This is a genomic window from Pseudomonas sp. DW-iso17 (assembly GCF_058725345.1).
This window is the reverse complement of the sequence record NZ_JBZXEA010000021.1, coordinates 14,374-41,371: the sequence shown is the minus strand read 5'-3', so window position 1 is coordinate 41,371 and position 26,998 is coordinate 14,374. Positions and strand designations below refer to the sequence as shown.

Here is a 26,998-nt window from a genome sequence, read left to right as displayed (position 1 = left end):
ATGCCGCCGGACAAAGCAGGCATAATACCGCGCCTTTGCCCATCAACCGGTAGCCCCGTGAACCCAACGCCCGCTGTGAATACCTTGCGCCCCTCGGCTTGTCCGGGGTTGCTGCGTATTGTGCAGGCGTTGGACGGCGGCATTTGCCGAGTCAAATTGGCGGGCGGCGCGATCACTGCCGCCCAGGCCCACGCCGTGGCGGACGCGGCCCAGGCGTATGCGGGCGGGGTGATCGAGGCGACCAACCGCGCCAACCTGCAGATCCGCGGCATCGGCGCCGAGCAGGAGGCGTTGATCGCCTGGCTGCTGGCGGCGGGCCTGGGCCCCAGCAACGCGGGCGGTGACGACGTGCGCAACCTGATGCTCAGCCCCAGCGCCGGCATCGACCCGCAGATGCTGTTCGACACCCGCCCGCTGGCCGCACAGATCCTCGCCACTCTGGAGAACCATCCGCGTTTCCATGAGTTGTCGGCCAAGTTCGCGGTGCAACTCGATGGTGGTGAGGACCTGGCGATGCTCGAACATCACCACGACCTGTGGTTATCGGCCTTCGTACGCCACGGCGAAACCCTGCTCGCGTTCGGCCTGGCCGGCTGTCCGGGCCTGGATGCGCCCCTGGCCGCCGTGCCATTGGGCCAAGGCCGTGAGTTGGTAGTGGCTGTGCTGGAAGCCTTTCTGGACCTCGCCACCCCAGAGCAAACGCGTATGCGTCATTTGCCTGTGGATAACGTATTGAGCCATTTGCGCTTGCCGTTGCTGCCAGCCGACGGCTTCACACGCCCGCGCAGCGACGCGTCGCTCCAGGTGGGCACTTATCCACAAGTGCAAAAGAATCAGTTCTACGTCGCCGCCCTCGCGCCCTTGGGCCGCCTGGACCCGACGATGCTCAAGGGCGCCGCACAACTGGCCAGCGACTATGGGGACGGCACCTTGCGCTTCACCCCCTGGCAAGGTGTGCTGGTGCCCAACGTCGAAAAGCCTCACGCCGTGACCGAGCGCCTGGCGCAACTGGGCTTTATCTGCTCGCTCGGCCACCCGCTGGCGCGCATGATTGCCTGCACCGGTTCCAGCGGCTGCGCAAAAGGCCTGGCCGACACCAAGGCCGACGCCGTGCAACTGGCCGCTCTGCAATCGGGCGTTGAGGTGCATCTGTCCGGCTGCCCGCGCTCCTGTGCTGCCGCGCACACCGCGCCAGTCACCTTGCTGGCGGTGAGCCCCGGCCACTACGACCTCTATTTTCGCGATGCAGCCCAGCCTGGTTTTGGCCGGCTGCACGCGCGCACTCTTTCCATTGAAGCGGCGGGCGCCCTGTTGCGCGCTCGTCCACGGAGCAACACCGATGATTGATTACATCCGCGACGGTCAGGAGATCTATCGCAACTCCTTCGCCATTATTCGCGCGGAAGCCAAGTTGGACCGCATCCCGGCTGATTTGGAAAAACTCGCGGTGCGGGTGATTCATGCGTGCGGCATGGTCGAAGCCATCGACGGCCTGCAATTCTCCGAAGGGGCCGGCAAGGCCGGGCGTGACGCGTTGGCCGCTGGCGCGCCGATTCTGTGCGATGCGCGGATGGTCTCCGAAGGCGTGACTCGCACACGCCTGCCGGCCAATAACCAGGTGATCTGCACCCTGCGTGACGACAGCGTGCCGGAGCTGGCGCGGGAGCTGGGCAACACTCGTTCCGCCGCCGCCCTTGAGCTGTGGCGCCCGCACCTGGAGGGCAGTGTGGTGGTGATCGGCAACGCGCCGACCGCGTTGTTCTACCTGCTGGAAATGCTCGACGCCGGCGCGCCGAAACCGGCGTTGATCCTCGGTTTCCCGGTGGGTTTTGTCGGCGCCGCCGAATCCAAGGCCATGCTCGCCGCTGACAGCCGTGGGGTGCCGTTCGTGATCATGCAAGGTCGCCTGGGCGGCAGCGCCATGGCTGCCGCCGCCGTCAATGCCCTGGCCACGGAGGTCGAATAATGCAGGTGCGCGGACGTTTGCTTGGCCTGGGCGTAGGCCCCGGCGACCCGGAACTGATCACCGTCAAGGCTCTGCGCTTGCTGCGCGAATCGCCGGTGGTGGCGTACTTCGTGGCCAAGGGCAAGAAGGGCAACGCCTTCGGCATCATCGAGGACCACCTGGTGCCGCAACAGACCCTGATGCCGCTGGTGTACCCGGTGACCACCGAAGCGCTGCCCGCGCCGCTGTCCTACGAGCAAGTGATCAGCGACTTCTACGACAACGCCAGCCTCGACGTGGCCGCGCACCTGGACGCGGGCCGCGACGTGGCGGTGATCTGCGAAGGTGACCCGTTTTTCTACGGCTCCTACATGTACCTGCATGACCGCCTGGCCGAGCGCTACGACGCCGAGGTGATTCCAGGCGTGTGCTCGATGCTCGGTGGTGCCTCGGTACTCGGCGCGCCGTTGGTGTATCGCAACCAGAGCTTGTCGGTGCTCTCGGGCGTGTTGCCCCACGAGGATCTCAAGCGCCGCTTGGCGGACGCCGATGCCGCAGTGATCATGAAGCTGGGGCGCAACTTTCCGAAAGTGCGCCAGGTGTTGGAAGAACTGGGTCTGGCCGAGCGGGCGTTGTACGTGGAACGCGCGACCATGGCCAACCAGAAGATCGTGCCGCTGGATCAGGTGGAGCCGATGTCGTCGCCGTATTTCTCACTGATCATCGTGCCCGGTGAACGGTGGCAAGGTTGATGACCCCGGCGATTGTGATTCTGGGCCAGGGCAGCCTGGCGACTGCGCGCAAGCTTCAGCAGGTTTACCCCGGCGCGTTGATCCACGGTTTGGCCACACGGGTTGAAGGTGCAGACCGCACCTACAGCGAATTCGGCGCGACCTTGCGTCAGCTTTATCAGCAGGGCACGCCACTGATTGCCCTGTGCGCCGCGGGCATTGTGATCCGCACCCTGGCGCCGTTGCTGCTGGAAAAGGGCGAAGAGCCCGCCGTGCTGGCCGTGGCCGAAGACGGCAGCGCGGTGGTGCCGTTGCTCGGTGGCCTGGGTGGCGTGAACCTGATGGCGCGCGACATTGGCGCAGCACTTGGCGTGTCTGCCGCCATCACCACCAGCGGCGAGTTGCGTTTTGGCACCTGCCTGCTCAACCCGCCAGCGGGTTATCAACTGGCCGACATCGAGTTGGGCAAACGCTTTGTCTCCGACCTTCTGGCCGGCGAAAGCGTGCGCATCGAAGGCACGGCGCCATGGCTGGAGGAGGCTAACCTGCCTCAGGATCAACAAGCGCGCCTGGCGATTCATGTAGGCAGTGCCGAGCGCACACCGACAGCCAACGAGTTGCTGATTTACCCGCAGAATGTCTACGTTACCTGCCGGCCGGGTGCGCAATTGGCCGAGCGTGTGCGCACGGCGTTGCAGGAGGCGGGCGTGGCCGTGCAATCCCTGGCCTGCTTGCTGGCCAGCGACCTGCAGATGGCTGACGCGTCCTTGCATGAGGCCGCGTCGGCCTTGGGTGTACCGTTGCGCTTTGCCGCGCTGACACCCGTTGCGGACATCAGTATTACCGTGGCCGAGCAGCCCTTGGACCTGTCACAGGTTGGGCGCCCGCGCGGGCGGCTGGCGGTGATTGGCCTGGGCCCCGGCGCCGCAGAACTGATGGTGCCGGCGGTGAAGGCGGAACTGGCGCGTTGCACCGATGTGCTGGGCTATGAAACCTACGTGCGCATGGCCGGGCCATTCCGTGACGATCAAGTGCAACACTGCACCGACAACCGCGAAGAAATGCAGCGCGCCCGCCACGCCTTCGAGCTAGCTGCGCAAGGCCGCTCGGTGGTGGTGGTGTCCTCTGGTGACCCGGGTGTATTCGCCATGGCCGCGGCGGTGATCGAGGCGCTGCACGAGTCCAGCGAGCCGGCCTGGCATCAGGTCGACCTGGAAATCCTGCCAGGGGTCTCCGCCTCGCTGGCCACCGCCGCCCAGGCAGGCGCGCCGCTTGGGCATGACTTCTGTGTGATGTCGCTGTCGGATAACCTCAAGCCTTGGTCTATCATCGAAAAACGCCTGGACCTGGCTTCCCAGGCCGACCTGGCCTTGGCGTTCTACAACCCGATCTCGCGGTCGCGGCCTTGGCAACTGGGGCGCGCCCTGGAAATCGTCGCGCTGCATCGCACGCCACAGACGCCAGTGGTGCTGGGCCGTGACATCGGCCGCCCAGGCCAGACACTGCGCGTCACCACCTTGGGGCAACTGACGCCCGAGCAGGTGGACATGCGCACCATGGTACTGATCGGTTCATCCACCACTTGTGTGTTCCCGCGTGCGGGTGGCGGCGAGTGGGTGTACACGCCACGTTGGTATGGCAACAAACCCAACTCCTGAAACAGCCCCGTTGGCTGCCGGAAAGCTCCGAATATCCCAGGGATTCCCCTGGCGTTGTTCGGAGCTTTTTCTTTTTTATGCGATGAAAACCGCACGCCTGCCCGCCGCGCCTTGTCATTGCTGGACGCTGGTTTTGGGCGGGGCAGGCCAAGGGATGTTTGTCGCATGGAAACCCCGCCGCTCCCTGGACTAGTGTGGAAGCAAGCCCCATGTGGGGTGCTTGTGGAGAACAGAAAATGGAGCGACGTCACAAAAGGATCAACAGCAAAAAAAGGCGCAAGTTGATTGCCGCCTACAAGTTACCGGGCGCACCTGCCAGGCAGGCCACGGCAGTGTTGGATAGCGAGGATGATTGCAATGCGGCCGTGGTCAACAACGGCGTGATTTCGTTTGCCGAAGGCTTGTCGGCGTTGAATCGGGAATACGTGCGCAAAAGCTATCTGCTGGCCAGCAGTTATGTGAGCGATGTGCTGAACGTCCAGCGAGGCAGCGAGGCGTGGTACGAGGAATTTATCAAGGTGATGGTCAGCCTGGGGTGGCTGCCGCTGCGCAGTCGCTTTGAGCGAGTCTCGCGTGCGGGCAAGGGCCTGACGGTGCAACTGGCGGCGCTGAATATCATCGCCTCGATGCTGACGTCGACGGCGCTGTCCGGGCCACTGCTCAGCGCATTGCCAAAGCTGGCCGCCGATGCGCTGGACACACTGAAGCGCCAGCCAGCGTCTTTCGAGCTGTTCAAGCGCAATTGCGCGGTGCGTGAGGGCGGCGATTTCGGCCTGGCCTCCTGCGCTGAAACAGACGGCGAGTTGATCATGGTGCTGGTGACCTACAGCACCCATGGTGTGGATAAACAGGTGGGCCTGCCCTTCCTGGAGTGGGACAGCTCCTCGTTCGAGGCCTTCAGCGGGCAGACTTGCCTGGTGCTCAGTACCTCGATGGTCAACGAGAAAACCATCCAACTGATGCGCGAAAGCGCCGGTGACAAAGTGGAAATGGCTATCGCCAAATACCGGATCTAGGGCACCAGGTAGCCGCGTACCCCGGTAAAAATGATTTGCGCGGCCAGGGCGCAGACGAACAGGCCCATCAACCGGCTGACAATCTGCAAGCCCTGGTCGCCGAGAATGCGTTCGATACGGTTGGACAGGTACAGCACCACGCCCACTGTCAGGCTGGCCAGGGCAATACTGAGGATGGCGGTGAGCTTATCGTCCCAGTGCGGTTGGCTGACGCCCATCACCAGTAAGGCGCCAATGGTGCCGGGGCCGACGGTGAGCGGGATGGTCAGCGGCACGATGGTCACGTCCTGCTGCACGTTGTCGGTCTGCACCGCCGACTTGCCCTGAGCCATGCCTAATGCGGAGATAAACAACACGCTGCCGGCGCCGATACGGAACGCATCCACGGTAATGCCGAACACGCTGAAAATTACCCGACCGAACAGGTAGAGCAACACGCTCGATACCAGGGTGGCCAGTGCAACTTTCCACGCCAGGCGCCGACGCTCCTTGCTGGAGTAGCCACGGGTCAGGCTGATAAAGCAGGACAGCACAAAGAACGGGCTGTAGAGCACCAGCATCTTCAGGTAAACGCTGAACAACACATGGAGCATGGGCGCGGCTCGCGGGCGGGGAAAGTGTGGAGGAGTCTATCCGACACAGATCAAATGTGGGAGCTGGCTGATCGTTCCCGCGCTCTGCTGATCGTTCCCACGCTCTGCGTGGGAATGCATCCAGTGACGCTCTGCGTCGCGTTCAAGCAGGACGCGGAGCTTACCGGGCGGCGTTGCCACGCGGAGCGTGGGAACGATCATCAGGAAAGGGTGCTGTGCTCAGGGCGCTGTTGGCGCTGCGCCACCCAGTAGTCCACCAGCTCGCGCAGTTGCGACAGTTCCACCGGCTTGGCCATATGCCCGTCCATGCCCGCCTGGCGTGCGCGTTCTTTGTGTTCCGACAGGATATGCGCGGTAAGCGCCACCACCGGCGTGCGCACGCGTTGATGGCTGATTTCCCACGCCCGCAGTTGCTGCGTGGCGGAGAAACCATCGAGGATCGGCATCTCACAGTCCATCAATACCAGGTCATAACGCTGGGCTTTCATTGCCTGCAGCGCTTCTTCGCCGTTGCTGGCGGTGTCCGGGTTGAGGTTGAGCTTGCCGAGCATGCCGCGAATCACTTTGGTGGAGATGCTGTTGTCTTCGGCTACCAGGATGCGGAAATCGCTGGGCACGGTAATGGCTGCCGGTGCGCTGGGGGCCGGGCGTGCAACGAGGGCGCCTTTGCTGCGCTGGGTCAGCTCATCGGCCAGGGTGGTCTTGAGGGTATAACCCGCTACTGGCTTGGCGAGAATGCGCTTGATCCCACAGTTGCGCGCAATGATCTTGCTCGGCGCGTTACTGATGCCGGTGAGCATGATCAGCAGTATGTCGTGGTTCAGGCTCGGATCTTCCTTGATCTTCGCCGCCAGTTGCATGCCGGTCATGCCGGGCATGTTCTGGTCCAGCAGCACCACGTCAAAGTAATCACGCAGGTGCGCTTTGGTACGCAGCAGCGCCAGGGCCTCCTTGCCCGAAGGCGCGGCGCTGACGTTCAGGCCCCAGGCCGTGCACTGCTGCACCAGCACTTTGCGGCAGGTGTCGTTATCGTCCACCACCAGTACGCGGGCGTCCTTGAGCGGGCCGTCGAGGTCGCTGGTCGGATGCTCCAGGCGTTCCGGGTCCAGGGGCAGGGTCAGCCACAGGGTGCTGCCCTGGTGACTGCCGCTTTTGATGCCGAACTCGCCGTTCATCAACAGGATCAATTGGCGGGCAATGACCAGGCCCAGGTGGCCGCTCAAGCGCGTCGCCGAGAGGAAGTTCTTGCTGTGCAGTTCGCTGTGCAGCAGGGCGTCGCGTTCGGCGGCTTCCATGGGTACGCCGCTGTCTTGCACGGCAATGCGCAGGCGTGGCTTGGGGCTGCGCTCATCCAGGGCGACGACGATCAGCACTTCGCCTTCATCGGTTTTGTGCAGGGCGTTTTCCAAAAGGCTCAGCAGCGCCTGGCGCAGTCGCGTCGGATCACCGCTGATCACCCGTGGCACCTGAGGCTGGATAAAGCTGATCAGCTCGACATTCTGCTGCTCGGCCTTGGCGCGGAAGATGCTCAGGCAGTCGTCGATCAATGCATTGAGGTCGAACTGCACATCATCCAGTTCGATCTGACCGGATTCGAGCTTGGAAATGTCGAGAATTTCGTTGATCAGGGTGAGCAACTCGTTACCGGCGCTGTGGATGGTCTGCACATAGTCGCGTTGCTTCACCGACAACGGCGTGCCCAGCAGTAACTCGGTCATGCCCAGCACACCGTTCATGGGCGTGCGGATTTCGTGGCTGATCTTCGCCAGGAACTCGGCCTTGGCGGCGATTTCGGCGTTGCTGGCCGCCAGGTCGCGGCTCAGGCTGAAGCGGGTTTCGACAATGGCGCGCTGGCGCTCGCCGAGGGCCAGGCTCATCAGCAGGCCGCTGAGGCAGATAAAGCTCAGCAGGGTGACGATCAGGCCTTGTGGCGCCACCAGGGTGAGGCCGAGCAGGGCGGGCAGGATGATCAGCGTGCCGATGTTGAACACCACCATGGCCGCCACGAACAAGCGCGCCGGGCGGTAGCCTTTTTGCCAGTGATAGGCCGAGACGAACAGCATGCTCAGGCCCGCCAGCGCGACCAGGGCATAGGTGATGATGTTCAGCGGCAAGGTGTTGACGAACAACAACAGCAAGCCGCACAGGACGATCAGCAGGATGTCCGCCATCAACACTTTGTTCAGCGGATGCGGGCCCAGTGGCATGAAAAAGCGGTAGGCAAACATCAACCCGCAGGGTGCAGTCAGCAGCAGGGCCAGGTAGGCGCCAGGGGTCTGGATCGCGTGCCAGTTCGGCAGCCACGGCCCCACCAGGTTGAGCAGTAGCGCCAGGCTGAGCATCAACAGGAATTCGCACGCGGCCAGCCACAGGCTACTGCGCGAGCGGTGGTAGGCGAAGCGCGTGAGGTTGTGCAGGATCAGCATCGACAGCACGCCGAACAGCAGACCGTAGATCAATGTCTGGTTCTGGTTGGCAGCGGCCAGCACCGCCGGTTCCAGGGTGATGTAAGGGCGCAGTTCGTGTTCCGAGACCAGGCGCAAATACACCTCCAGGGGCCGCGGGCTCTGGGGCATCGGTAACATGAAGTCACTGCTGGGCAACGGGCGCTCAGCCTGGGGTTGGCGAGTGCCGGTGATTTGCTGCTCCACCAGGGTGTCGCCGTCCAGCACGTACAGGCTCAGGCTGGACAGGTCCGGGGCAAACACCCGCAGCACTTGTTCGTGCTTGCCGGGTTGCAGCCTGAAGCGCACCCACAACGCACCGTCCGGCTGCGCGGCAGTGATCCGGTCCAGTTCGATGGGGCTGAATTGATTGGTATAGCGGGCGGAACGGATGTCGCTCAGTTGCAGGTCGGCCTGTTCATCAAGCAATACCGCCCAGCCACTGCCTTGTGCGGCGGCCTGGGCCGGTAGCAAGCAGAGCAGGGTCAGTAGACTGATTGTGAAACCTATGGCGATCCTGAGCCAGCGCACGGCGAAATCCCTTCGGTAGGTGGATGCACGGGTTAACTATGCGCGGGGCGACAGGGTACGGCAAGGGCCAAAGGCCCTTACCTAACCGAACGGATAGCTACTGCAAGTGTAGCTGCTCAGTTGTTCTCACCACGTTCGCGGGCAATGGCACGGTAGCCAATGTCGGTGCGGTAGAAGCAGCCTTTCCAGTCGATTTTCGCCGCCAGTTTGTAGGCCTGTTGTTGCGCGGCATCGACACTGGCACCCATCGCGGTGGCGCACAATACGCGGCCACCGGCGGTTACAACTTTGCCGTCCTTGAGCGCGGTGCCCGCATGGAACACCTTGCCTTCCAGCGCAGCGGCGGCGTCGAGGCCTTCGATCACATCGCCCTTGGCGTAGTCGGCAGGGTAGCCACCGGCCGCCAGCACAATCCCAACACTAGGACGTGGGTCCCACTGCGCTTCGACCTTGTCCAGGGCCTGGGCGAGGGCGGCTTCCACCAGCAGCACCAGGCTCGATTGCAGGCGCAGCATCACCGGTTGGGTTTCCGGATCGCCGAAGCGGCAGTTGAACTCGATGACTTTGGGGTTACCTGCTTTGTCGATCATCAGGCCGGCATAGAGGAAACCGGTGTATACGTTGCCTTCATCCGCCATGCCGCGCACGGTTGGCCAGATCACCAGGTCCATGACGCGCTGGTGCACGTCGGCGGTTACGACGGGTGCCGGGGAGTAGGCACCCATGCCGCCGGTGTTCGGGCCGCTGTCGCCGTTGCCGACGCGCTTGTGGTCCTGGCTGGTGGCCATCGGCAATACGTTCTTGCCGTCGACCATCACGATAAAGCTGGCTTCTTCGCCATCGAGGAATTCCTCGATGACCACCCGCGAGCCGGCGTCACCAAAGGCATTGCCGGCGAGCATGTCGCGCACGGCGTCTTCGGCTTCCTGCAGGGTCATGGCGACGATCACGCCTTTACCGGCAGCCAGGCCATCGGCCTTGATCACGATCGGTGCACCTTTCTCACGCAGGTAAGCCAGGGCCGGCTCGATCTCGGTGAAGTTCTGGTAGTCGGCCGTGGGGATCTTGTGGCGAGCCAGGAAGTCCTTGGTGAAGGCTTTCGAGCCTTCCAGCTGGGCGGCGCCCGCGGTAGGCCCGAAGCAGTCCAGGCCACGGTTGCGAAACAGATCGACGACGCCTGCCACCAGTGGCACTTCCGGGCCGACGATGGTCAGGGAAACATTCTTCTCGGCAAAATCTGCCAGTTGCTCCAGGGCCAGCACGTCGATGGCGACGTTTTCGCACTTGGCTTCGATGGCGGTGCCGGCGTTGCCGGGGGCCACGAAGACTTTCTGCACGCGTGGGTCCTGGGCTACTTTCCAGGCCAGGGCGTGTTCACGGCCACCGCTGCCAATGATCAAAACATTCATTTCAAAAACCTCGTTAGGATGATCGTTCCCACGCTCTGCGTGGGAATGCCTCTACGGACGCTCTGCGTCCGAGGGACGCGGAGCGTCCCTGGCTGCGTTCCCACGCGGAGCGTGGGAACGATCAATCAGTGGCGGAAGTGGCGCATGCCGGTGAAGACCATCGCAATGCCAGCTTCATCAGCGGCGGCGATGACTTCTGCATCACGCATCGAACCGCCTGGTTGGATCACGGCAGTCACACCGGCTTTCGCAGCATTGTCCAGGCCATCACGGAACGGGAAGAATGCATCGGAAGCCATCACCGAACCCACCACCTGCAAACCGGCGTGCTCAGCCTTGATCGCGGCGATACGCGCCGAGTTCACGCGGCTCATCTGACCAGCGCCGACACCGATGGTCTGGCGGTTCTTGGCGTACACGATGGCGTTGGACTTGACGTATTTGGCCACTTTCCAGGCGAAGATCAGGTCGTTGATCTCTTGCTCGGTCGGCGCGCGCTTGGTCACGACTTTCAGGTCCTGGCTGCCGATCATGCCGATGTCGCGGCTCTGTACCAGCAGGCCGCCATTGACGCGCTTGTAGTCCCAGGCCGCGGCGCGGTCTGCCGACCACTCGCCACAGGCCAGCAGGCGCACGTTGGCTTTGGCGGCGACGATGGCGCGGGCTTCTTCGCTGACGCTTGGGGCGATGATCACTTCGACGAACTGGCGCTCGACGATGGCCTTGGCGGTCTCGGCATCCAGTTCGCGGTTGAAGGCAATGATGCCGCCGAATGCGGATTCGGTGTCGGTGGCGTAGGCCAGTTCGTACGCCTGGCGGATACCGCCTTCAGCGTCCGGGCTGACGGCCACGCCGCACGGGTTGGCGTGCTTGACGATCACGCAGGCCGGTTTGACGAAGCTCTTCACGCATTCCAGCGCGGCGTCGGTATCGGCCACGTTGTTGTAGGAAAGTTCTTTGCCTTGCAGTTGGGTCGCGGTGGCAATGCCCACTTCGGCAGGCTTGGCTTCCACGTAGAACGCCGCGCTCTGGTGCGGGTTCTCACCGTAGCGCATTTCCTGGGCCTTGATGAACTGGCTGTTGAAGGTGCGCGGGAACTGGCTGCGGCCTTCGGTGCTGAGGGTGTCAGCCGCCTGGTTCACGGTGCCCATGTAGTTGGCGATCATGCCGTCGTAGGCGGCGGTGTGTTCGAACGCCTTGAGCATCAGGTCGAAGCGCTGGGCGTAGGTCAGGCCACCGGCCTTGAGGTTTTCCAGGACGTTGGCGTAGTCACTGGCGTTGACCACGATGGCCACGTCTTTGTGGTTCTTGGCCGCCGAGCGCACCATGGTCGGGCCGCCGATATCGATGTTTTCGATGGCGGTCGGCAGGTCGCAGCCTGGCTTGTTGATGGTGGCTTCGAACGGGTAGAGGTTAACGGCCACCAGGTCGATCGGCTTGATGCCGTGCTCGGTCATGATGGCGTCGTCGATGCCGCGACGGCCAAGGATGCCGCCGTGGATTTTCGGGTGTAGGGTCTTGACGCGACCGTCCATCATTTCTGCGAAACCGGTGTAGTCCGCGACTTCCACTGCGGCCACGCCGTTGTCCTGCAGCAGTTTGAAGGTCCCGCCCGTGGAGAGGATTTCCACACCCAGGGCTTCCAGCTCCCGGGCAAATTCAAGGATCCCGGTCTTGTCGGAAACACTGATCAAGGCACGGCGGATCGGCAGGCGGGTGGTCTGGTCGGTCATCTCAATTTCCATCAAAAGCAAAGGAAGTCAGCAAAAAAGGCGACCGGTTTTACGCGGGCGCCTTTCTGGTTTGATTGAATGCTTACAGCAAATCGTACTGCTTGAGCTTTTTGCGCAAGGTGCCACGGTTGAGGCCCAGCAGCTCACTGGCTTTGGTCTGGTTGCCCTTGACGTAGTTCATCACGCTTTCGAGCAAGGGCGCCTCGACTTCGGAGAGCACCAGGTTGTACACATCCGTGACGGAAGCGCCCTCAAGGTGGGCGAAATAATTGTGCAGCGCCTTCTCGACACTCCCGCGAAGGGTCTGGCCTTCTTCGCTCGGCGTGTTGAGGTGCTGTTTCAAATTGACGTTGTCGCTCACGGGTGTTGTTCCACTCACTAAAGTCTCGGTCATCATCGTCATGCGGCCACCCCTTCTCCATCCCCTGTTCCCAGGCTCTTGTCGCGTCCGGCGAAGAACTCACGAACGGTGGCGACCTGTGCCTGCGTTTCATCCAAACGATTGAACTGAGCGCGGAATTCCTTGGCGCCCGGCAAGGTGGCGAGATACCAGCCGACATGCTTGCGAGCAATGCGTACTCCCATCACGTCCCCATAGAAGGCGTGCAGGGCGGCCAGATGCTCTAGCAGAATACGTTCCACCTCGACCAACTCTGGTGCCGGCAAGACTTCACCAGTACGCAGGAAATGCTCGATTTCACGAAAAATCCACGGCCGCCCCTGGGCGGCCCGGCCAATCAACAAACCATCGGCACCGGTCGCGTGCAGCACGCGCCGGGCTTTCTCGGCACTGTCGATGTCGCCATTGGCAAAGACGGGCATCGACACGGCCTGCTTGATCGCGGCAATGGTGTCGTACTCGGCTTCACCGGTGTAAAGGTCGGCGCGGGTGCGGCCATGCACCGCCAGCGCTGCAATACCAGCCTGTTCAGCGATCTTCGCCACCGTCAGGCCATTCTTGTTGTCCCGGTCCCAACCGGTACGAATCTTCAGGGTCACCGGTACATCTACTGCGCCGACAACGGCCTGCAGGATCTCGGCGACCAACTGCTCATCTTTCAACAGCGCGGAACCGGCGGCCTTGTTGCAGACCTTTTTGGCCGGGCAGCCCATGTTGATATCGATGATCTGTGCACCCAGCTCCACATTGGCCCGGGCTGCATCCGCCAGCATCTGCGCATCGCCACCGGCGATCTGCACCGAGCGTGGCTCGGGATCACCTTCGTGGATCATGCGCATCCGCGACTTGCGGGTGTTCCACAAACTCATGTCGCTGGTAACCATTTCAGAGACTACTAGACCCGCGCCCAAACGCTTGCACAGCTGACGAAAGGGCTGGTCGGTGACACCCGCCATCGGGGCGAGGATCAAGCCGTTCTGCAATGTGTATGGGCCGATGCGTACCGCCGACATAGGACTTCCCTGTTGTGGGGCCGGATCATTAGAGTTCGAAAAAGGGTTGGCATGATACCCGCTCTCGATGACGGGTTAAAGGCTGAATTGGATAAAATCTGAACAGTTATTTTTTTATCGCCATCGGTTTGGTTGACGATGGCCAAGTCAATAATCCGCCGTCAAACCTCGGTGGGCGCGCCGTTTCACTCGGGTGAATGGAAGCTCAGGCTGTAATTCACGGCTTTGTTGCCGGGGTCCAGGATGTCCAGGGAGATGTGGATTGGCGTCTGGGAGGGCATTTCGCTCACGCCGGCCAACTCGCCGCTCAGGTATTCGGCGGGCTTGAAGCGACGACTGGCAATCAGGCTGCCGTTCAAGTCCGCAAAGCGCAGCTCCAGCAGTGGGAAGGGCTGGGAGAAGGTCGCGCGGTTATAGAGGATGGCATCCACCACCAGTGCCCCGGCGAACTCGGGGTGGCTGCGCACCACCAGGTTGCTGCTCTTGATATGGGTAATGTCGACCCGCGATGGCACGGTGCACCCCAGTTTCGGGCATAGCGTCTGGAACCACGGGCGATAGGCGTCCTGGCGGGCCAGGTCGTCGAACTGGTAGGCGATGTACTGGCCGGCCAGGCCGGCGGCGGCGAGTACGACCAACAATATCCAGAGCAGACGGCGACCCCAGCCTGACGGACGCTTCTGCGCATACAGGTGCAGGGGGTCGTCTTCCAGGTCCTGGAGCAACTCATCGTGTACACCGGCCTCCGTTCGCGCGCGCTTGCGTCGCGCGAACGCGCGGTCTTCGGGTTCAGGCTCATCGTGCTCGTCGCGGGTGGGTGTCAGCGGCGGGTCGAGGTCGTCATCCACGGTAGTGGCGTGCAGAGCTGGTTCGTCATCGAGTTCGTCGACGTGGGCAGACATGGACGGTTCGGTGCGCTGTTTGGACGCAGGTGCCTTAACCGGCTCGGGCTCTTCTTCTGGTGCCTGTGCACGCTCTTCGGGTGGCTCACTGAACAGGCTGGCCGCCCATTTTTCTTCCTCGGCCTTGACCGTGTCGCGGCTGGCACTGAAGGACTCTTCCTTTTGCCGACGGTCGGCGCCTGGCTGGCGACGTTCTGCGCCCACTGCCTGGGTGTGCTGGATCTCGCGACGTTCCAGCCTGGCCAGTTCCTTGTCCAGGTTATCCAGGTCCAGCTCTTCGGCCGTCCACTGCTTCTGGCTGATGGCCCGCGGTGGCGGGGGAGGCATTTCGACAGTCGGTTCGGCGGCCGGCTCGGCGGTGGTCGGCACTTCAGGCTCCGGCGCAGACGCCTGGGCCCGTTGCTCCAGCAACTGGCGAGCGGCGTTGAATACTTGCAGGCACGAGCCGCAACGCACCACGCCGCGAGCCACGCTCAGCTGAGCGTGGTTGACGCGAAAACGCGATTGGCAATGTGGGCACTGGGTGACGAAACTGTCGGTCATGCGGCCATCCGATTCAGGCAAGCGCTCATTCTAGCGCCGACGACCGCTGATGCGTACCCAGCCATCACGGTTGGCGATCGGGTCCAGCTCGAAGTCCTTGGCGTAGGCCGCAGCCACGTCTTCACCTTGCTCGGCGAGGATGCCCGACAGCGCCAGGCGCCCGCCCGGCTTGACCAGGCTCGACAGTTGCGGCGCCAGCGACACCAGTGGCCCGGCGAGGATATTGGCGACCAGTACGTCGGCCTGAACCTGGGGAAGGTCCTCAGGCAGGTAGAGTGGGAATTTGCCTTCGGCAATGTTGTTGCGCCCGGCGTTATCGCGGGAGGCTTCCAGGGCCTGCACGTCGATATCGGTGCCCACGGCCTCCTTGGCGCCCAGCAGCAGGGCGGCGATGGCCAGGATCCCCGAGCCGCAGCCGAAGTCCAGTACGTTGCTGTCGGTCAGGTCCTGGCCGTCCAGCCATTCCAGGCACAGGGCGGTGGTCGGGTGCGTGCCGGTACCGAACGCAAGGCCCGGGTCCAGCAGCAGGTTGACGGCGTTTGGCTCAGGAGCAGCGTGCCAGCTTGGCACGATCCACAAGCGCTGGCCGAAGCGCATGGGCTGGAAGTTATCCATCCAGCTGCGTTCCCAGTCCTGGTCTTCGATGACTTCGCTGTGATGCTCGGGTAGCGGGCTGCCGGTGAGCAGTTCCATATGGGCCAGAACGGCAGCGGCGTCGGTGCCGTCTTCGAACAGGGCCAGCAAGTGGGTGTGGGACCACAGCGGCGTGGTATTGAGTTCCGGCTCGAAGATCGGCTGGTCTTCGGCGTCCATGAAGGTCACCGACACGGCACCCACTTCGAGGAACGCGTCTTCGTAGGTTTCGGCTTGTTCTGGGCTGATGGCGAGACGGACTTGCAGCCAAGGCATGGCGGGCACCTTTGAAAAAAAATGAATGTGCGGCGGGCAGGCCGCGAAAGCGCGCAAGTTTACGCGAGAGCAAGCCAGAAGACGACTGCGCCGACGATCGTTCCCACGCTCGGCGTGGGAACGCCTCTTGTGGCGCTCCGCGCCACGCCTTAACAACGGGACGCGGAGCGTCCGAGGCGGCATTCCCACGCCGAGCGTGGGAACGATCGGGGGTCGGTGGCCCATAAACAACAAAACCGCCCGAAGGCGGCTTTGTTGGGTGGAGCACTTACTGGTTGGCCAGCTTGTGTTCCAGGTAATGAATGTTCACACCACCTTCGCAGAAGCCTTCATCACGAACCAGATCCCGATGCAGCGGGATGTTGGTCTTGATGCCGTCGACCACGATTTCGTCCAGGGCGTTGCGCATACGGGCCATGGCCTCGTCGCGAGTGGCGCCCCAGGTGATCAGCTTGCCGATCAGCGAGTCGTAGTTGGACGGAACCTTGTAGCCGCTGTACAGGTGCGAATCCACACGTACGCCGTTGCCGCCGGGCGCGTGGAAATGCTTGACCAGGCCAGGGCTTGGGATAAAGGTTTTCGGGTCTTCGGCGTTGATGCGGCACTCCAGCGAGTGGCCGTGCATCTTCACGTCGTCCTGGGTGAACGACAGCACGTTACCGGCGGCGATGCTCAGCATCTCCTTGACGATGTCGATACCGGTGACCATCTCCGATACCGGGTGCTCTACCTGCACACGAGTGTTCATCTCGATGAAGTAGAAACGGCCGTTCTCGTAGAGGAACTCGAAGGTGCCGGCACCACGGTAGTTGATATCGATGCAAGCCTTGACGCAGCGTGCCAGGACTTCCTGACGCGCCTTTTCATCCAGGCCCGGAGCCGGAGCTTCTTCCAGGACTTTCTGGTGGCGACGTTGCAGCGAGCAATCGCGGTCGCCCAGGTGGATAGCGTGGCCCTGGCCATCGGACAGTACCTGGACTTCCACGTGACGTGGGTTGGTCAGGTACTTCTCCAGGTAGACCATCGGGTTGCCGAACCAGGCGCCCGCTTCGGAGCGGGTCTGCTTGGCGGCTTCGATCAGGTCTTCTTCCTTGTGCACCACGCGCATGCCGCGACCACCACCGCCACCGGCGGCCTTGATGATCACCGGGTAGCCGACTTCGCGACCAATGCGCAGAGCGGTTTCCTCGTCTTCAGGCAGTGGGCCGTCGGAGCCTGGAACGGTGGGCACGCCGGCCGCGATCATGGCGTCCTTGGCCGAGACCTTGTCGCCCATCAGGCGAATGGTTTCGGCTTTCGGGCCGATGAAGGCAAACCCGGATTTTTCCACCTGTTCGGCGAAATCGGCGTTTTCCGCGAGGAAGCCGTAGCCGGGGTGGATGCCATCGGCGCCGGTCACTTCTGCCGCAGCGATGATGTTCGAGACTTTCAGGTACGAGTTCGTGGCCAGTGGCGGGCCGATGCAGATGCTTTCGTCCGCCAGCTTCACGTGCATCAATTCGGTATCGGCCGTCGAGTAAACAGCGACGGTCTTGATGCCCTCTTCCTTACAGGCGCGCAGGATACGCAGCGCGATCTCGCCGCGGTTGGCGATCAGGACTTTTTGCAGTTTCTTCGCAGGTTTCAACATCGAAGGCGCTCCGCGGTTCAAACGATGGTGAACAGCGGCTGGTCGTACTCAACCGGCTGACCGTTTTCTACCAGGATGGATTCGATGACGCCGGCTTTTTCCGCGGTGATGTGGTTCATCATTTTCATCGCTTCAACGATGCAGATGGTGTCACCCACTTTCACGGTTTTGCCCACTTCAACGAAGGCTGGCGAGGTCGGTGCCGGGGTGCGGTAGAAAGTACCGACCATTGGCGACTTGACCACGAAGCCGTTCAGCGCAGGCGCGGCTGGGGCGGCAGGTGCAGTGGCGGCGGCAGGCGCGGCAGCCGGAGCTGCAGCGGCTGGAGCCGGTGCTTGCATCTGTGGCGCGTAGAACTGTTGGGCCGGGGTCTTGCTGTGACGGCTGATCCGTACGGACTCTTCGCCTTCCTTGATTTCCAGCTCGTCGATACCGGATTCTTCCAGCAGTTCGATCAGTTTCTTAACTTTACGGATATCCATGAATCATCAACTCCCAAGGGTCGGTCAGGGGCGTTTAGCCTGTTCTTCAATGTGTTCCAGGGCGGCCTCCAGGGCCAGTCGGTAACCGCTGGCGCCAAGGCCGCAGATCACTCCTACCGCTACGTCGGAGAAGTAAGAGTGATGGCGGAAAGCTTCGCGTTTGTGCACGTTCGATAAATGCACTTCGATGAATGGGATGCTCACCGCCAGCAGCGCGTCACGTAATGCAACGCTTGTATGCGTAAAAGCGGCGGGGTTGATCAGAATAAAGTCCACGCCTTCGCCGCGCGCGGCATGGATACGATCAATCAATTCATACTCGGCATTGCTTTGCAGGTAGAGCAAATGGTGGCCGGCTTCACGTGCCCGTCGTTCCAGGTCGAGGTTGATCTGATCGAGGGTTACTGCCCCGTAGACGCCCGGTTCGCGGGTGCCAAGCAGGTTCAGGTTGGGTCCGTGAAGAACCAGTAAGGTCGCCATTGGCTGTTCCTTGTTATTGGTGTGGGTACGTCAGAACCCGGCGACTATGCCGCAAAGCCTTTGTGACTGTCCAGTTCTATGCAGTAGCCGGCACGATTAGCGAGGATTGCGCAAAATTTGTGACCAAGACCCTGCATCTGGTCAGTGTGGGAGCTGATCGTGCCCACGCTCCGCGTGGGCACGCATCCAGTGATGCTCTGCGTCACGGCTTTAAAGCGGGATGCGGAGCGTCTGGGGCGACATTCCCACGCGGAGCGTGGGAACGATCAGCCAGCTCCCACATTAGATCGGGTCAGACGCGGAAGGCTTGCACGGCGGTAGTCAGTTGCCCGCCCAGTACCAGCAGGTGTTCGCCCTGGCTACGGCCCTGGCCAATGCGCAGTAAATTATCCTCACCCAATTGATGTATCCGTTCACTGTTGTCGCGAATCTCGCTCACGGCTCCACTTTGCTGCGCGGTCACATCGGCAATGCGTACGGCGGTATCCGAGATGGTCTGGATCGCGCCGACGATTTCATCCAGCGCGCCATCCGCCGCCTGGGCCTGCTGGGCGGTGGCTTCGGCGTGTTCGACCTGGGCGCGCATGCCTTCTACCGACTGGTGCGCGGCAGTTTGCAGGCCGGCGATCAGGCCCTGGATTTCGGCAGTGGCACCGGCGGTACGCTGGGCCAGGGAACGCACTTCGTCGGCTACCACGGCGAAACCACGTCCGGCCTCACCGGCGCGGGCGGCTTCGATGGCGGCGTTGAGCGCAAGCAGGTTGGTCTGGTCGGCAATCGAGCGAATCACCGTGAGCACGCCGCCGATGGTGGCGGACTCTTCGGCAAGTTTCTCGATCATCTGCGCGTTTTGCTGCACTTCGCCCACCAGCGCATGCAGCCCGGTGAGGCTCAGGCCGATCACACGCTGGCCTTGCTCCACGGCCTGGCCCGCACTGCGGCTGGCGCCGGCCGCCTGGCTGGCATCCCCGGCAACTTGCTGGATGGTGGCTTCCAACTCACCCAGGGAATCACGGATTTGCGCGGTGTCGCCGGCCTGGCGTTCGGCGCCGTCGTGCAGGCCGCTGCTCAGTTCGGCCAGGGCGCGGCTGCTGCCCGCCACTTCTTCGGCATTGCCGCGGATGGTGCTTACCAAATCCACCAGATAGGCGCGCAGGCGGTTGAGGGAGGCCTCGATATCGTGCAGTTCACGGTTGGTCTTGCCCAGGGCAATCGGTTGGCTGAAGTCGCCTTCGGCCCAGGTCGACAAGGCGGGTGCCAGGTTGGTCAGTACGCGCGCCAGGCGGCGTTGCAGGGTGTCGATCAGCAATGCGATCAGCAGGATCAGGCCAATCATCACGCCCTGCATCACGCGTACTTCGCCCTGGATCCTGGCATGTTGCGCGCGCACCACGGGTTCCAGGCCGGCGATGGCTTGTTGCACGTTAGTGATTTTAAGGTGGGTGCTGGCGGCGAGATCGGCGCGTTGCTGGATCTGTTCACGGGTGCGCTGCAGCTCGGCGGGGTAGCGGGTCAGCAGGCTGTTGAGTTCGCGCTTGAGGTCGACGCCGGTGTCCTGAGCTTCGGTTTTTTCGGTGTTTTCCAGCCCCATCAGCGCGGAAAAATCATCGGTGTTGGATTCAGCGCTGGCCTTTATTCCCAATAGGGGCAGTTGCGCGAGCAGGTCGGCCTGGGTTCGCAGGTTAGTCACCTCCCGCTCGACATCAGCAGCCAACTCGGCGCGCCCGCTGCTGACCAGCTTGTCGCGGGCCAGGGACAGTTTGCCCAAATGTTGCGAGGCGGCGAGCAGCGGCGACATATAGCGCGCAGCCTCCGCGGAATTGACGCCGCTGGCGTACTGGCTCAGTTGTTCCAGGTTTGCGCCCAGTTCACGTTCGGCTTGCAGCAACAGCGCTTGCGGGTCGCCAGCCAATTTACCGGCGGCCAACAGGTCAGTCTTGCTGAAGGTCTCCAACTCCACGAGGCTGGGCCGCAGGCTTTGCGCCAATTCGGGCGGCAGTTCGCCCAGTTGCAGCTGCAGGCTTTCCAGGCTCTGGGTGGCACTGCTCAGGCGCAGGGCATCCCCGCTGGCCAAGTAGTCCTCGATGTTTCGGGCGGCCTGGTTTTGAAAAATCTGGGACAACCCCAGGTAGCGCTCCATCAACAAGTACGGGCGCTCCAGCGCCCGTTGCGACCACCACAGCGTCGCGCCGAGGGCCAGGCACACGGCCACCAGCAGAAGGGTATTGAGATTGGTCAGCAGCTTCAGGCGCATGCGGGGTTTCAACCGACGGCAAGAGATAAGCGCCTGAATTTATTGCGTTTGTATTACAGCGTTATGACCGAATCGGTGGATTCTGGAGAAAAGATGGCACTTTGCTTTGATGTGCGAGCGGCTTGCACGCGGTTGCGTCCGGCGTCCTTGGCGCGGTAGAGCGCTTCGTCAGCCTGAGCGGCCATCATCAGGCTGTCGGAATCGTCGCACAGCTCCACCAGGCCGGCGCTGAAGGTGCACCACAAATCCTGCGGTTGGGCGGGGTAGTGGATTTCTGCAAAGCGCCGGCGAATGTCGTCTAGCACCTTGCAGGCCGATTCCAGGTCGGTGTCGGGCATCACAATGGCGAACTCTTCACCGCCGTAGCGGCCGATGTAATCGGTCTTGCGCAAACGCTGCTTGAGAAACAGTGCCAGGCTCTTGATCACCCGGTCGCCCATGGGGTGGCCGTGGCTGTCATTGACGCGCTTGAAGTGGTCGATATCGAGCATGGCAAAGCTAAGAGGCTTGTTCTCGCGGCGGGCGCGGAAGCTGCAATCTTCGAGCAGTTGCAGGATATGCGTGTGGTTGTACAGCCCGGTGAGGCTGTCGCGCACCATCCGTGCCTTCAAGTTGCGCGCACGCGACGCCCGGTTGCGCACAGTGGTGATCAGGTGACGCGGCTTGATCGGTTTAGTGAGGAAATCGTCACCGCCCTCGCTCATCGCATCCAGCTGCTTATCCAGGTCGTCCTCAGCCGACAGGTAGATGATCGGCACGCTGACGTAGCGGTCGTTGTGGCGAATCACTTTGGCCAGTTCAGTGCCGGTACAGGCAGGCATATACATGTCGAGGATGATCAGGTCGGGCTGGAAATCCGCCAGCTCGGCCATGGCCTGGATCGGTTCGATCAAGGTGCGGGTGATAATCCCGGCACTGTTGAGCAGGCGTTCGGTGTGCAGCGCCTGGGCCCGCGAGTCGTCGATGATCAGCACTTTGTACGGTTCGTACTGGGCCGCGCAGGTCAGCACTTCGATCTTTTCCAGCAGGCTTGAGGCTTCCAGGGTGCCGGTCAGGAACTCTTCGCCACCGGCGCGCACGGCGGCCAGGCGCGTCGGGGTGTCGGTTTCGTGCAGGCTGAAAAACAACAGTGGCAGCTTGTGCTCCAGGCCCTCTTGGGCTTCTGCAGCGAGCTTCAGGCCCAGGCCTGTGCCGCAGAAGTCCACGTCCATCACGATCGCCGACGGCAAACGCTCTGCCATGGCCGCGCGAAAGGCGGCGACGCTGTCCAGGGCGTGGGCGCTCATGCCAAAGAATTCGAGCTGCTTGGCCAGGCGCTCGGCGCGGTCATGGTCGGCGAGCATCACATAGATCGGCTTGCGCATCGGCGGCAGGAAGGTTTGCTCAAGCTGGTCGCCCTGGCGCAGGCCGGTGCGGGACAGGCGTTGCATCAAGCGGTTGAGCTCGGTGATCAGTTGGCTGCTCAGGCGGCCACTGTTCTCGTCCACGGCTTGCAGGGACTCACTGATATGCCGTGCCAGTTGCGTGTGTTCGGGCTGTTCGAAGCGTTCGGCGAAGCGCTGCAGGCGCAGGTTGGCTTCGCTGAGTTCGGAAAAGTCGGCGTTCGACCACTCGCTGCGTTGCAGGCGCTGCCAGATCTCAAGAATTTGACGTGCCTGATGAATTACCCGCTGGGCAAAGTGCTGCTTGAGACGCTCGCGGCTGGGGTCTTCTGACTCGGTCATATCCTGACTACTGTGAGGGTGCATGCTGAGGTCGACTGATGGCTCTATGCTAGCACCTCTTTTCTGATAGATGAGTGTCATACGTCAATTAAGTCTGCATGCCAGAGATTCAGTTATTGACCGGCTGGTCGCCCAGCGTAAAAGGTGTGCATCCTTTATAGTCCAAGCGGCCCGGTGCGCCACTTTCGTGTAAAAGCCCCGCACCGATGGGCACGATGGGGTAGGGTTGTGGTCGGAATGTCTGAACGCACCCGGACAATTGACGTGCATGAACTCAAGTGATTGAAAGGATATCGCCATGCTGGACTGGAAAAACCGCGAAGGCAGTGCCAAAGGCCCCGCCCCTGAGCCCAAGTCGGCCAACCGCAGCTATTTTCGCAACCTGCTGATGAGCCGGGCGTTGCTCAGCATCATCGGCTTGTACCTGCTGGTCACCGGTGGCCTGGGTTGGTACTGGAGCCAGGAGCCGGCGCTGTTTCCGGTGCAGCAAAACGCCCAGCTTGCCGCCGAGAAGGAAGGCAAGCAGATGGTGGTGGGTTACACCACCGTTGAAACACTCAAGACCGTGGTCGGCACCTTGCTGAACAAGCCAGGCGGCTACATCTCCAACGACCGTTTCCCTCCGGGCTTGTGGATGGACAATATGCCGAGCTGGGAGTACGGCGTACTGGTGCAGGTGCGTGACCTTACCCGCGCCCTGCGTAAAGACTTCGCCCGCTCCCAGTCGCAGTCGGCTGAAGACGCTGACTTGGCCAAGGCCGAGCCGCGCTTCAACTTCGATAACAAGAGCTGGGTGCTGCCTTCCAGTGAGTCGGAATATCAGGAAGGCATCAATTCCCTGAGCCGCTACGAAGCGCGCCTGTCTGACCCGAACCAGCGCGGCGCGCTGTTTTATGCGCGTGCCGACAACCTCAACAACTGGCTGGGTGATGTGGCCACCCGTTTGGGTTCGTTGTCCCAGCGTCTGTCCGCCAGCGTAGGCCGGGTCAAGTTGAACACTGCGCTGAAAACCGAGGCGCTGGCGCCGGGTGAAGTGCCGCAGGTTGATGAAGAAGTGGTGGAAACCCCATGGATGCAAATCGACAACGTGTTCTACGAAGCGCGCGGCCAGGCGTGGGCCCTGTCCCATCTGTTGCGAGCCATCGAAGTCGACTTTGCCGACGTACTGGCCAAGAAAAACGCCACCGTCAGCGTGCGCCAGATCATTCGTGAGCTGGAGGCCTCGCAGGAACCGGTATGGAGTCCTATGATTCTTAACGGCAGTGGCTTCGGCGTACTGGCGAACCATTCGCTGGTGATGGCCAACTACATTTCCCGGGCAAACGCTGCAGTGATCGACTTGCGTCAGCTCCTCAACCAGGGTTGATGATGGACGCTACTCAAAAGGAGGCCGCACACCGAGCGGCTTCCGATGCTGAACTGATCTGCTGGGTCGACGAGCAGGACCACCTGCTCGGCCACCTGGTCAGGTCCGACCTGCGCCAGCGCGGCTTGATTGGCCGCTGCACGTTTATCTTCCTGTTCAATTCCAAAGGCGAGTTGTGTGTGCACCGGCGCACGCTCAGCAAGGCGTTGTATCCAGGGTATTGGGATACGGCGGCGGGTGGGATGGTGGCCGAAGGTGAGAGTTATGCCGTTTCGGCAGCCCGCGAGCTGGAAGAGGAATTGGGCGTCAGCGGTGTGCCCTTGACCGAACATGACCATTTCTATTTTGAGGATGGCGACAGTCGGCTTTGGTGCAAATCCTACTCTGCCGTCTGGGACGGCCCCCTGCGCCTGCAGCCCGAGGAGGTCATGGAAGCGCGGTTTTTAAGCATCGAAATCATCCAGCAAGAGGCCGAACAAAAGCCCTACTGCCCGGACGCCCAGGAAGGCTTGCGGCGCTATCTGGCCTCGCGTCGCTAAAGTTGCAAAAAATGGCGCCATTTGGCTCTTAGCAAGTCGGCTTTTTGCCGTTACACTGCGCGCCTTTTCACCCGAACCACATTAGCGGTTCGGTAGCGCTGCCCCTGCCTGAGTGGGGCTTCGCGGTCGGTCACCGCCTTGTGCGGCGCCGATCAGTCTTCATCCTCCCAAGAGGATTGCCGGTGGCCAAAAAAGCCGCATCCTTCGCCGCCCTTGGTGGCCTGGTATTTTCCACCGACGCAGGTCGACACTGCCCGGACTGTCGTCAGCCCGTGGATTCGTGCACCTGCAAACAGACCCTGATCCCTGAAGGCGACGGTATTGCCCGCGTGCGTCGCGAGAGCAAAGGCCGTGGCGGCAAGACGGTGACCACCATCACCGGCGTGCCCCTGGCTGAAGAGGCCCTGAAGGAATTGGCCACCTCGCTGAAAAAGCGCTGTGGCACCGGTGGCGCGTTGAAAGACGGGGTTATCGAGATCCAGGGCGATCACGTCGAGTTGCTGTTGGCCGAGCTGATCAAGCTCGGGTACAAGGCCAAGAAGTCCGGCGGCTGAAAGCCTCTTCCCAACCTGTGGCTAAACTCTGTCCTGCCAGTGGGGTCTACTTCCCTTGCAGGCAAATCGTCATTTTCATTCTTTAGACTGCGCCAGCCTCCGCGAGAGGTGGCGCCTTCGCCTTCATTTATAGGGGACTTCGATGTCCGTACGACGCACACGCAAAGACGATGGCAGCCAATGGACAGTTGCGGACAGCCGCAGTGTTTACGGGATTCGCCATTGGGGGGCCGGGTATTTCGCGATCAATGAAGCCGGTCGCGTAGAAGTTCGTCCGAACGGCCCGAACAGCACGCCCGTCGACCTGTACGAGCAAGTCGATGAGCTGCGCAAAAGCGGCCTGTCGTTGCCGCTGTTGGTACGCTTCCCCGATATCCTGCAAGACCGCGTGCGCCAATTGACCGGTGCCTTCGATGCCAACATCGAACGCCTGGAATACCAGAGCAAGTACACCGCGCTGTACCCGATCAAGGTGAACCAGCAAGAAGCGGTGATCGAGAACATCATTGCCACCCAGAACGTCTCCATCGGCCTGGAAGCCGGCTCCAAGCCTGAGCTGCTGGCCGTGCTGGCCCTGGCGCCGAAGGGCGGCACCATCGTCTGCAACGGTTATAAAGACCGTGAGTTCATCCGCCTGGCGCTGATGGGCCAGAAGCTCGGCCACAACGTGTTCATCGTGATCGAGAAAGAGTCCGAGGTGGGGCTGGTGATCGAAGAGGCGGCGAGCCTCAAGGTCAAGCCGCAGGTGGGTCTGCGTGTGCGCCTGTCGTCCCTGGCATCGAGCAAGTGGGCGGACACCGGTGGCGAGAAATCCAAATTCGGCTTATCCGCAGCGCAGCTGCTGTCAGTGGTCGAGCGCTTCCGCGCGGCCGGCCTGGACCAGGGCATCCGCCTGCTGCACTTCCACATGGGCTCGCAGATCGCCAACCTGGCCGACTACCAGCACGGGTTCAAGGAAGCCATTCGTTACTACGGCGAACTGCGCAACCTCGGCCTGCCGGTGGACCACATCGACGTCGGTGGTGGCCTGGGCGTGGACTACGACGGTACCCACTCGCGCAACGCCAGTTCGATCAACTACGACATGGACGACTACGCCGGCGTGGTAGTAGGCATGCTCAAGGAATTCTGCGACGCGCAGAGCCTGCCGCATCCGAACATCTTCTCCGAAAGCGGCCGTTCCCTGACCGCTCACCACGCCATGCTGGTGGTACAGGTCACTGACGTCGAGAAGCACAACGACGAAATCCCGACCATCGAAAACAAGGAAAGCCTGCCCGAAACCGTGCAATGGCTGGTGGACCTGCTGGGCCCGACCGACATCGAGATGGTCACCGAAACCTACTGGCGCGCCACCCACTACATGAGCGATGTGGCGGCCCAGTACGCCGACGGCAAGCTGACCCTGGCCGAAAAAGCCCTGGCCGAACAGTGCTACTTCGCGGTGTGCCGCCGCCTGCACAACTCGTTGAAAGCCCGCCAGCGCTCGCACCGCCAGGTGCTGGACGAACTCAACGACAAGCTGGCCGACAAGTACATCTGCAACTTCTCGGTATTCCAGAGCTTGCCGGATACCTGGGCCATCGGCCAGGTCCTGCCTATTCTGCCGCTGCACCGCCTCGACGAAGAGCCGCTGCGCCGCGCCGTGCTGCAAGACCTGACCTGCGACTCCGACGGCAAGATCAAGCAATACGTCGACGAGCAAAGCATCGAAACCAGCCTGCCGGTGCACGGCTTGAACGAAGGCGAGGACTACCTGCTGGGGATCTTCCTGGTCGGCGCCTATCAGGAAATCCTGGGCGACATGCACAACCTGTTCGGTGACACCGACTCGGTGAACATCTACCAGCGTGAAGACGGTTCGGTGTACAGCGCCGGGATCGAGACCCACGACACCATCGAAGACATGCTGCGCTATGTGCACTTGTCGCCGGAGGAGTTGATGACTCATTACCGGGACAAGTGCGCCAGTGCGAAGATCTCGGCCTCGGAGCGCACCCAGTTCCTGGATGCGTTGCGCCTGGGCCTGACCCGTTCTTCGTACCTGTCCTCGTAATAAAAATGTGGGAGCGGGCTTGCCCGCGATGGCGGAGTGTCAGGCGACCGTTAGGGGGCTGACCCACCGCCATCGCAGGCAAGCCA

At 62.1% G+C, this 26,998-nt stretch carries 21 protein-coding genes and 1 pseudogene; 9 read left to right on the top strand and 13 right to left on the bottom strand.

The window, feature by feature from the left end:
• From cobG to AC4PS6_RS14640, 5 genes are all read left to right on the top strand, one after another.
• The gene (gene cobG / locus AC4PS6_RS14660; protein WP_492180869.1) at window positions 1–1,347 is read left to right on the top strand and encodes a precorrin-3B synthase; all 1,347 of its coding nucleotides are present in this window, start codon (window positions 1–3) and stop codon (window positions 1,345–1,347) included.
• Window positions 1,340–1,966: a precorrin-8X methylmutase gene (locus AC4PS6_RS14655; RefSeq protein ID WP_014716722.1), complete on the top strand. Its 627-nt coding sequence runs from the start codon at window positions 1,340–1,342 to the stop codon at window positions 1,964–1,966. Before cobG ends, AC4PS6_RS14655 begins: the two co-directional genes overlap by 8 nt.
• Window positions 1,966–2,697: a precorrin-2 C(20)-methyltransferase gene (locus tag AC4PS6_RS14650; protein ID WP_014716723.1), complete on the top strand. Its 732-nt coding sequence runs from the start codon at window positions 1,966–1,968 to the stop codon at window positions 2,695–2,697. Before AC4PS6_RS14655 ends, AC4PS6_RS14650 begins: the two co-directional genes overlap by 1 nt.
• Window positions 2,697–4,334 carry a precorrin-3B C(17)-methyltransferase gene (gene cobJ, locus AC4PS6_RS14645; RefSeq protein ID WP_133634014.1) on the top strand — a complete coding sequence of 546 codons (1,638 nt, stop codon included), beginning with the start codon at window positions 2,697–2,699 and terminating at the stop codon, window positions 4,332–4,334. The genes AC4PS6_RS14650 and cobJ overlap by 1 nt, the downstream gene beginning before the upstream one ends.
• Before the next feature lie 236 nt (window positions 4,335–4,570).
• Window positions 4,571–5,350, top strand: coding sequence for a hypothetical protein (locus tag AC4PS6_RS14640; protein ID WP_032904016.1), 780 nt, complete (start codon window positions 4,571–4,573; stop codon window positions 5,348–5,350).
• Here AC4PS6_RS14640 and AC4PS6_RS14635 read toward each other — a convergent pair.
• The 13 genes and pseudogenes from AC4PS6_RS14635 to AC4PS6_RS14575 form a co-directional block, all read right to left on the bottom strand.
• Window positions 5,347–5,943 carry a MarC family protein gene (locus AC4PS6_RS14635; RefSeq protein ID WP_003171467.1) on the bottom strand — a complete coding sequence of 199 codons (597 nt, stop codon included), beginning with the start codon at window positions 5,941–5,943 and terminating at the stop codon, window positions 5,347–5,349. The genes AC4PS6_RS14640 and AC4PS6_RS14635 overlap by 4 nt on opposite strands.
• Before the next feature lie 200 nt (window positions 5,944–6,143).
• A complete protein-coding gene (locus AC4PS6_RS14630; protein WP_019818278.1) occupies window positions 6,144–8,918 on the bottom strand; it encodes a hybrid sensor histidine kinase/response regulator in 2,775 nt (924 codons plus the stop codon).
• Window positions 8,919–9,034: 116 nt separating this feature from the next.
• Entirely contained in the window at window positions 9,035–10,327 is a 1,293-nt protein-coding gene (gene purD / locus AC4PS6_RS14625; protein WP_492180868.1) for a phosphoribosylamine--glycine ligase, read from the bottom strand.
• Window positions 10,328–10,452: 125 nt separating this feature from the next.
• On the bottom strand, window positions 10,453–12,060 hold the full coding sequence (gene purH, locus AC4PS6_RS14620; RefSeq protein WP_014716728.1) for a bifunctional phosphoribosylaminoimidazolecarboxamide formyltransferase/IMP cyclohydrolase: 1,608 nt from the start codon (window positions 12,058–12,060) through the stop codon (window positions 10,453–10,455).
• A gap of 82 nt (window positions 12,061–12,142) precedes the next feature.
• The gene (gene fis / locus AC4PS6_RS14615; RefSeq protein ID WP_002555375.1) at window positions 12,143–12,463 is read right to left on the bottom strand and encodes a DNA-binding transcriptional regulator Fis; all 321 of its coding nucleotides are present in this window, start codon (window positions 12,461–12,463) and stop codon (window positions 12,143–12,145) included.
• Window positions 12,460–13,473, bottom strand: coding sequence for a tRNA dihydrouridine synthase DusB (gene dusB, locus AC4PS6_RS14610; protein WP_003188182.1), 1,014 nt, complete (start codon window positions 13,471–13,473; stop codon window positions 12,460–12,462). Before dusB ends, fis begins: the two co-directional genes overlap by 4 nt.
• Before the next feature lie 185 nt (window positions 13,474–13,658).
• Window positions 13,659–14,918 (bottom strand): DUF3426 domain-containing protein, encoded by a 1,260-nt coding sequence (locus AC4PS6_RS14605; protein WP_058410327.1) that lies wholly within the window; start codon window positions 14,916–14,918, stop codon window positions 13,659–13,661.
• 30 nt (window positions 14,919–14,948) lie between these two features.
• Window positions 14,949–15,827: a 50S ribosomal protein L11 methyltransferase gene (prmA, locus tag AC4PS6_RS14600; RefSeq protein ID WP_014716730.1), complete on the bottom strand. Its 879-nt coding sequence runs from the start codon at window positions 15,825–15,827 to the stop codon at window positions 14,949–14,951.
• Between the two features lie 268 nt (window positions 15,828–16,095).
• The gene (gene accC, locus AC4PS6_RS14595) at window positions 16,096–17,457 is read right to left on the bottom strand and encodes an acetyl-CoA carboxylase biotin carboxylase subunit (protein WP_003188188.1); all 1,362 of its coding nucleotides are present in this window, start codon (window positions 17,455–17,457) and stop codon (window positions 16,096–16,098) included.
• A 17-nt stretch (window positions 17,458–17,474) separates the two neighbouring features.
• Complete coding sequence (gene accB, locus AC4PS6_RS14590) at window positions 17,475–17,939, bottom strand: acetyl-CoA carboxylase biotin carboxyl carrier protein (RefSeq protein WP_014716731.1); 465 nt, start codon at window positions 17,937–17,939, stop codon at window positions 17,475–17,477.
• Window positions 17,940–17,963: 24 nt separating this feature from the next.
• Complete coding sequence (gene aroQ, locus AC4PS6_RS14585; RefSeq protein WP_014716732.1) at window positions 17,964–18,419, bottom strand: type II 3-dehydroquinate dehydratase; 456 nt, start codon at window positions 18,417–18,419, stop codon at window positions 17,964–17,966.
• A 292-nt stretch (window positions 18,420–18,711) separates the two neighbouring features.
• Window positions 18,712–19,227: pseudogene (locus tag AC4PS6_RS14580) on the bottom strand (methyl-accepting chemotaxis protein); the annotation flags it as partial.
• Window positions 19,228–20,726: 1,499 nt separating this feature from the next.
• Window positions 20,727–22,397, bottom strand: a complete 1,671-nt coding sequence (locus AC4PS6_RS14575) for a response regulator (protein ID WP_014716734.1) — start codon at window positions 22,395–22,397, stop codon at window positions 20,727–20,729.
• 298 nt (window positions 22,398–22,695) lie between these two features.
• Here AC4PS6_RS14575 and AC4PS6_RS14570 point away from each other — a divergent pair, with 298 nt between their 5' ends.
• The 4 genes from AC4PS6_RS14570 to speA all read left to right on the top strand — a co-directional run bounded on the left by AC4PS6_RS14570 (window position 22,696) and on the right by speA (window position 26,912).
• Window positions 22,696–23,763: a DUF2333 family protein gene (locus AC4PS6_RS14570; RefSeq protein WP_003188197.1), complete on the top strand. Its 1,068-nt coding sequence runs from the start codon at window positions 22,696–22,698 to the stop codon at window positions 23,761–23,763.
• A gap of 2 nt (window positions 23,764–23,765) precedes the next feature.
• The gene (locus AC4PS6_RS14565; protein WP_014716735.1) at window positions 23,766–24,302 is read left to right on the top strand and encodes an NUDIX hydrolase; all 537 of its coding nucleotides are present in this window, start codon (window positions 23,766–23,768) and stop codon (window positions 24,300–24,302) included.
• 182 nt (window positions 24,303–24,484) lie between these two features.
• Complete coding sequence (locus AC4PS6_RS14560) at window positions 24,485–24,856, top strand: translation initiation factor Sui1 (RefSeq protein ID WP_003188201.1); 372 nt, start codon at window positions 24,485–24,487, stop codon at window positions 24,854–24,856.
• 142 nt (window positions 24,857–24,998) lie between these two features.
• Entirely contained in the window at window positions 24,999–26,912 is a 1,914-nt protein-coding gene (gene speA, locus AC4PS6_RS14555) for an arginine decarboxylase (RefSeq protein ID WP_003188203.1), read from the top strand.
• The last annotated feature ends 86 nt before the right edge of the window (window positions 26,913–26,998 follow it).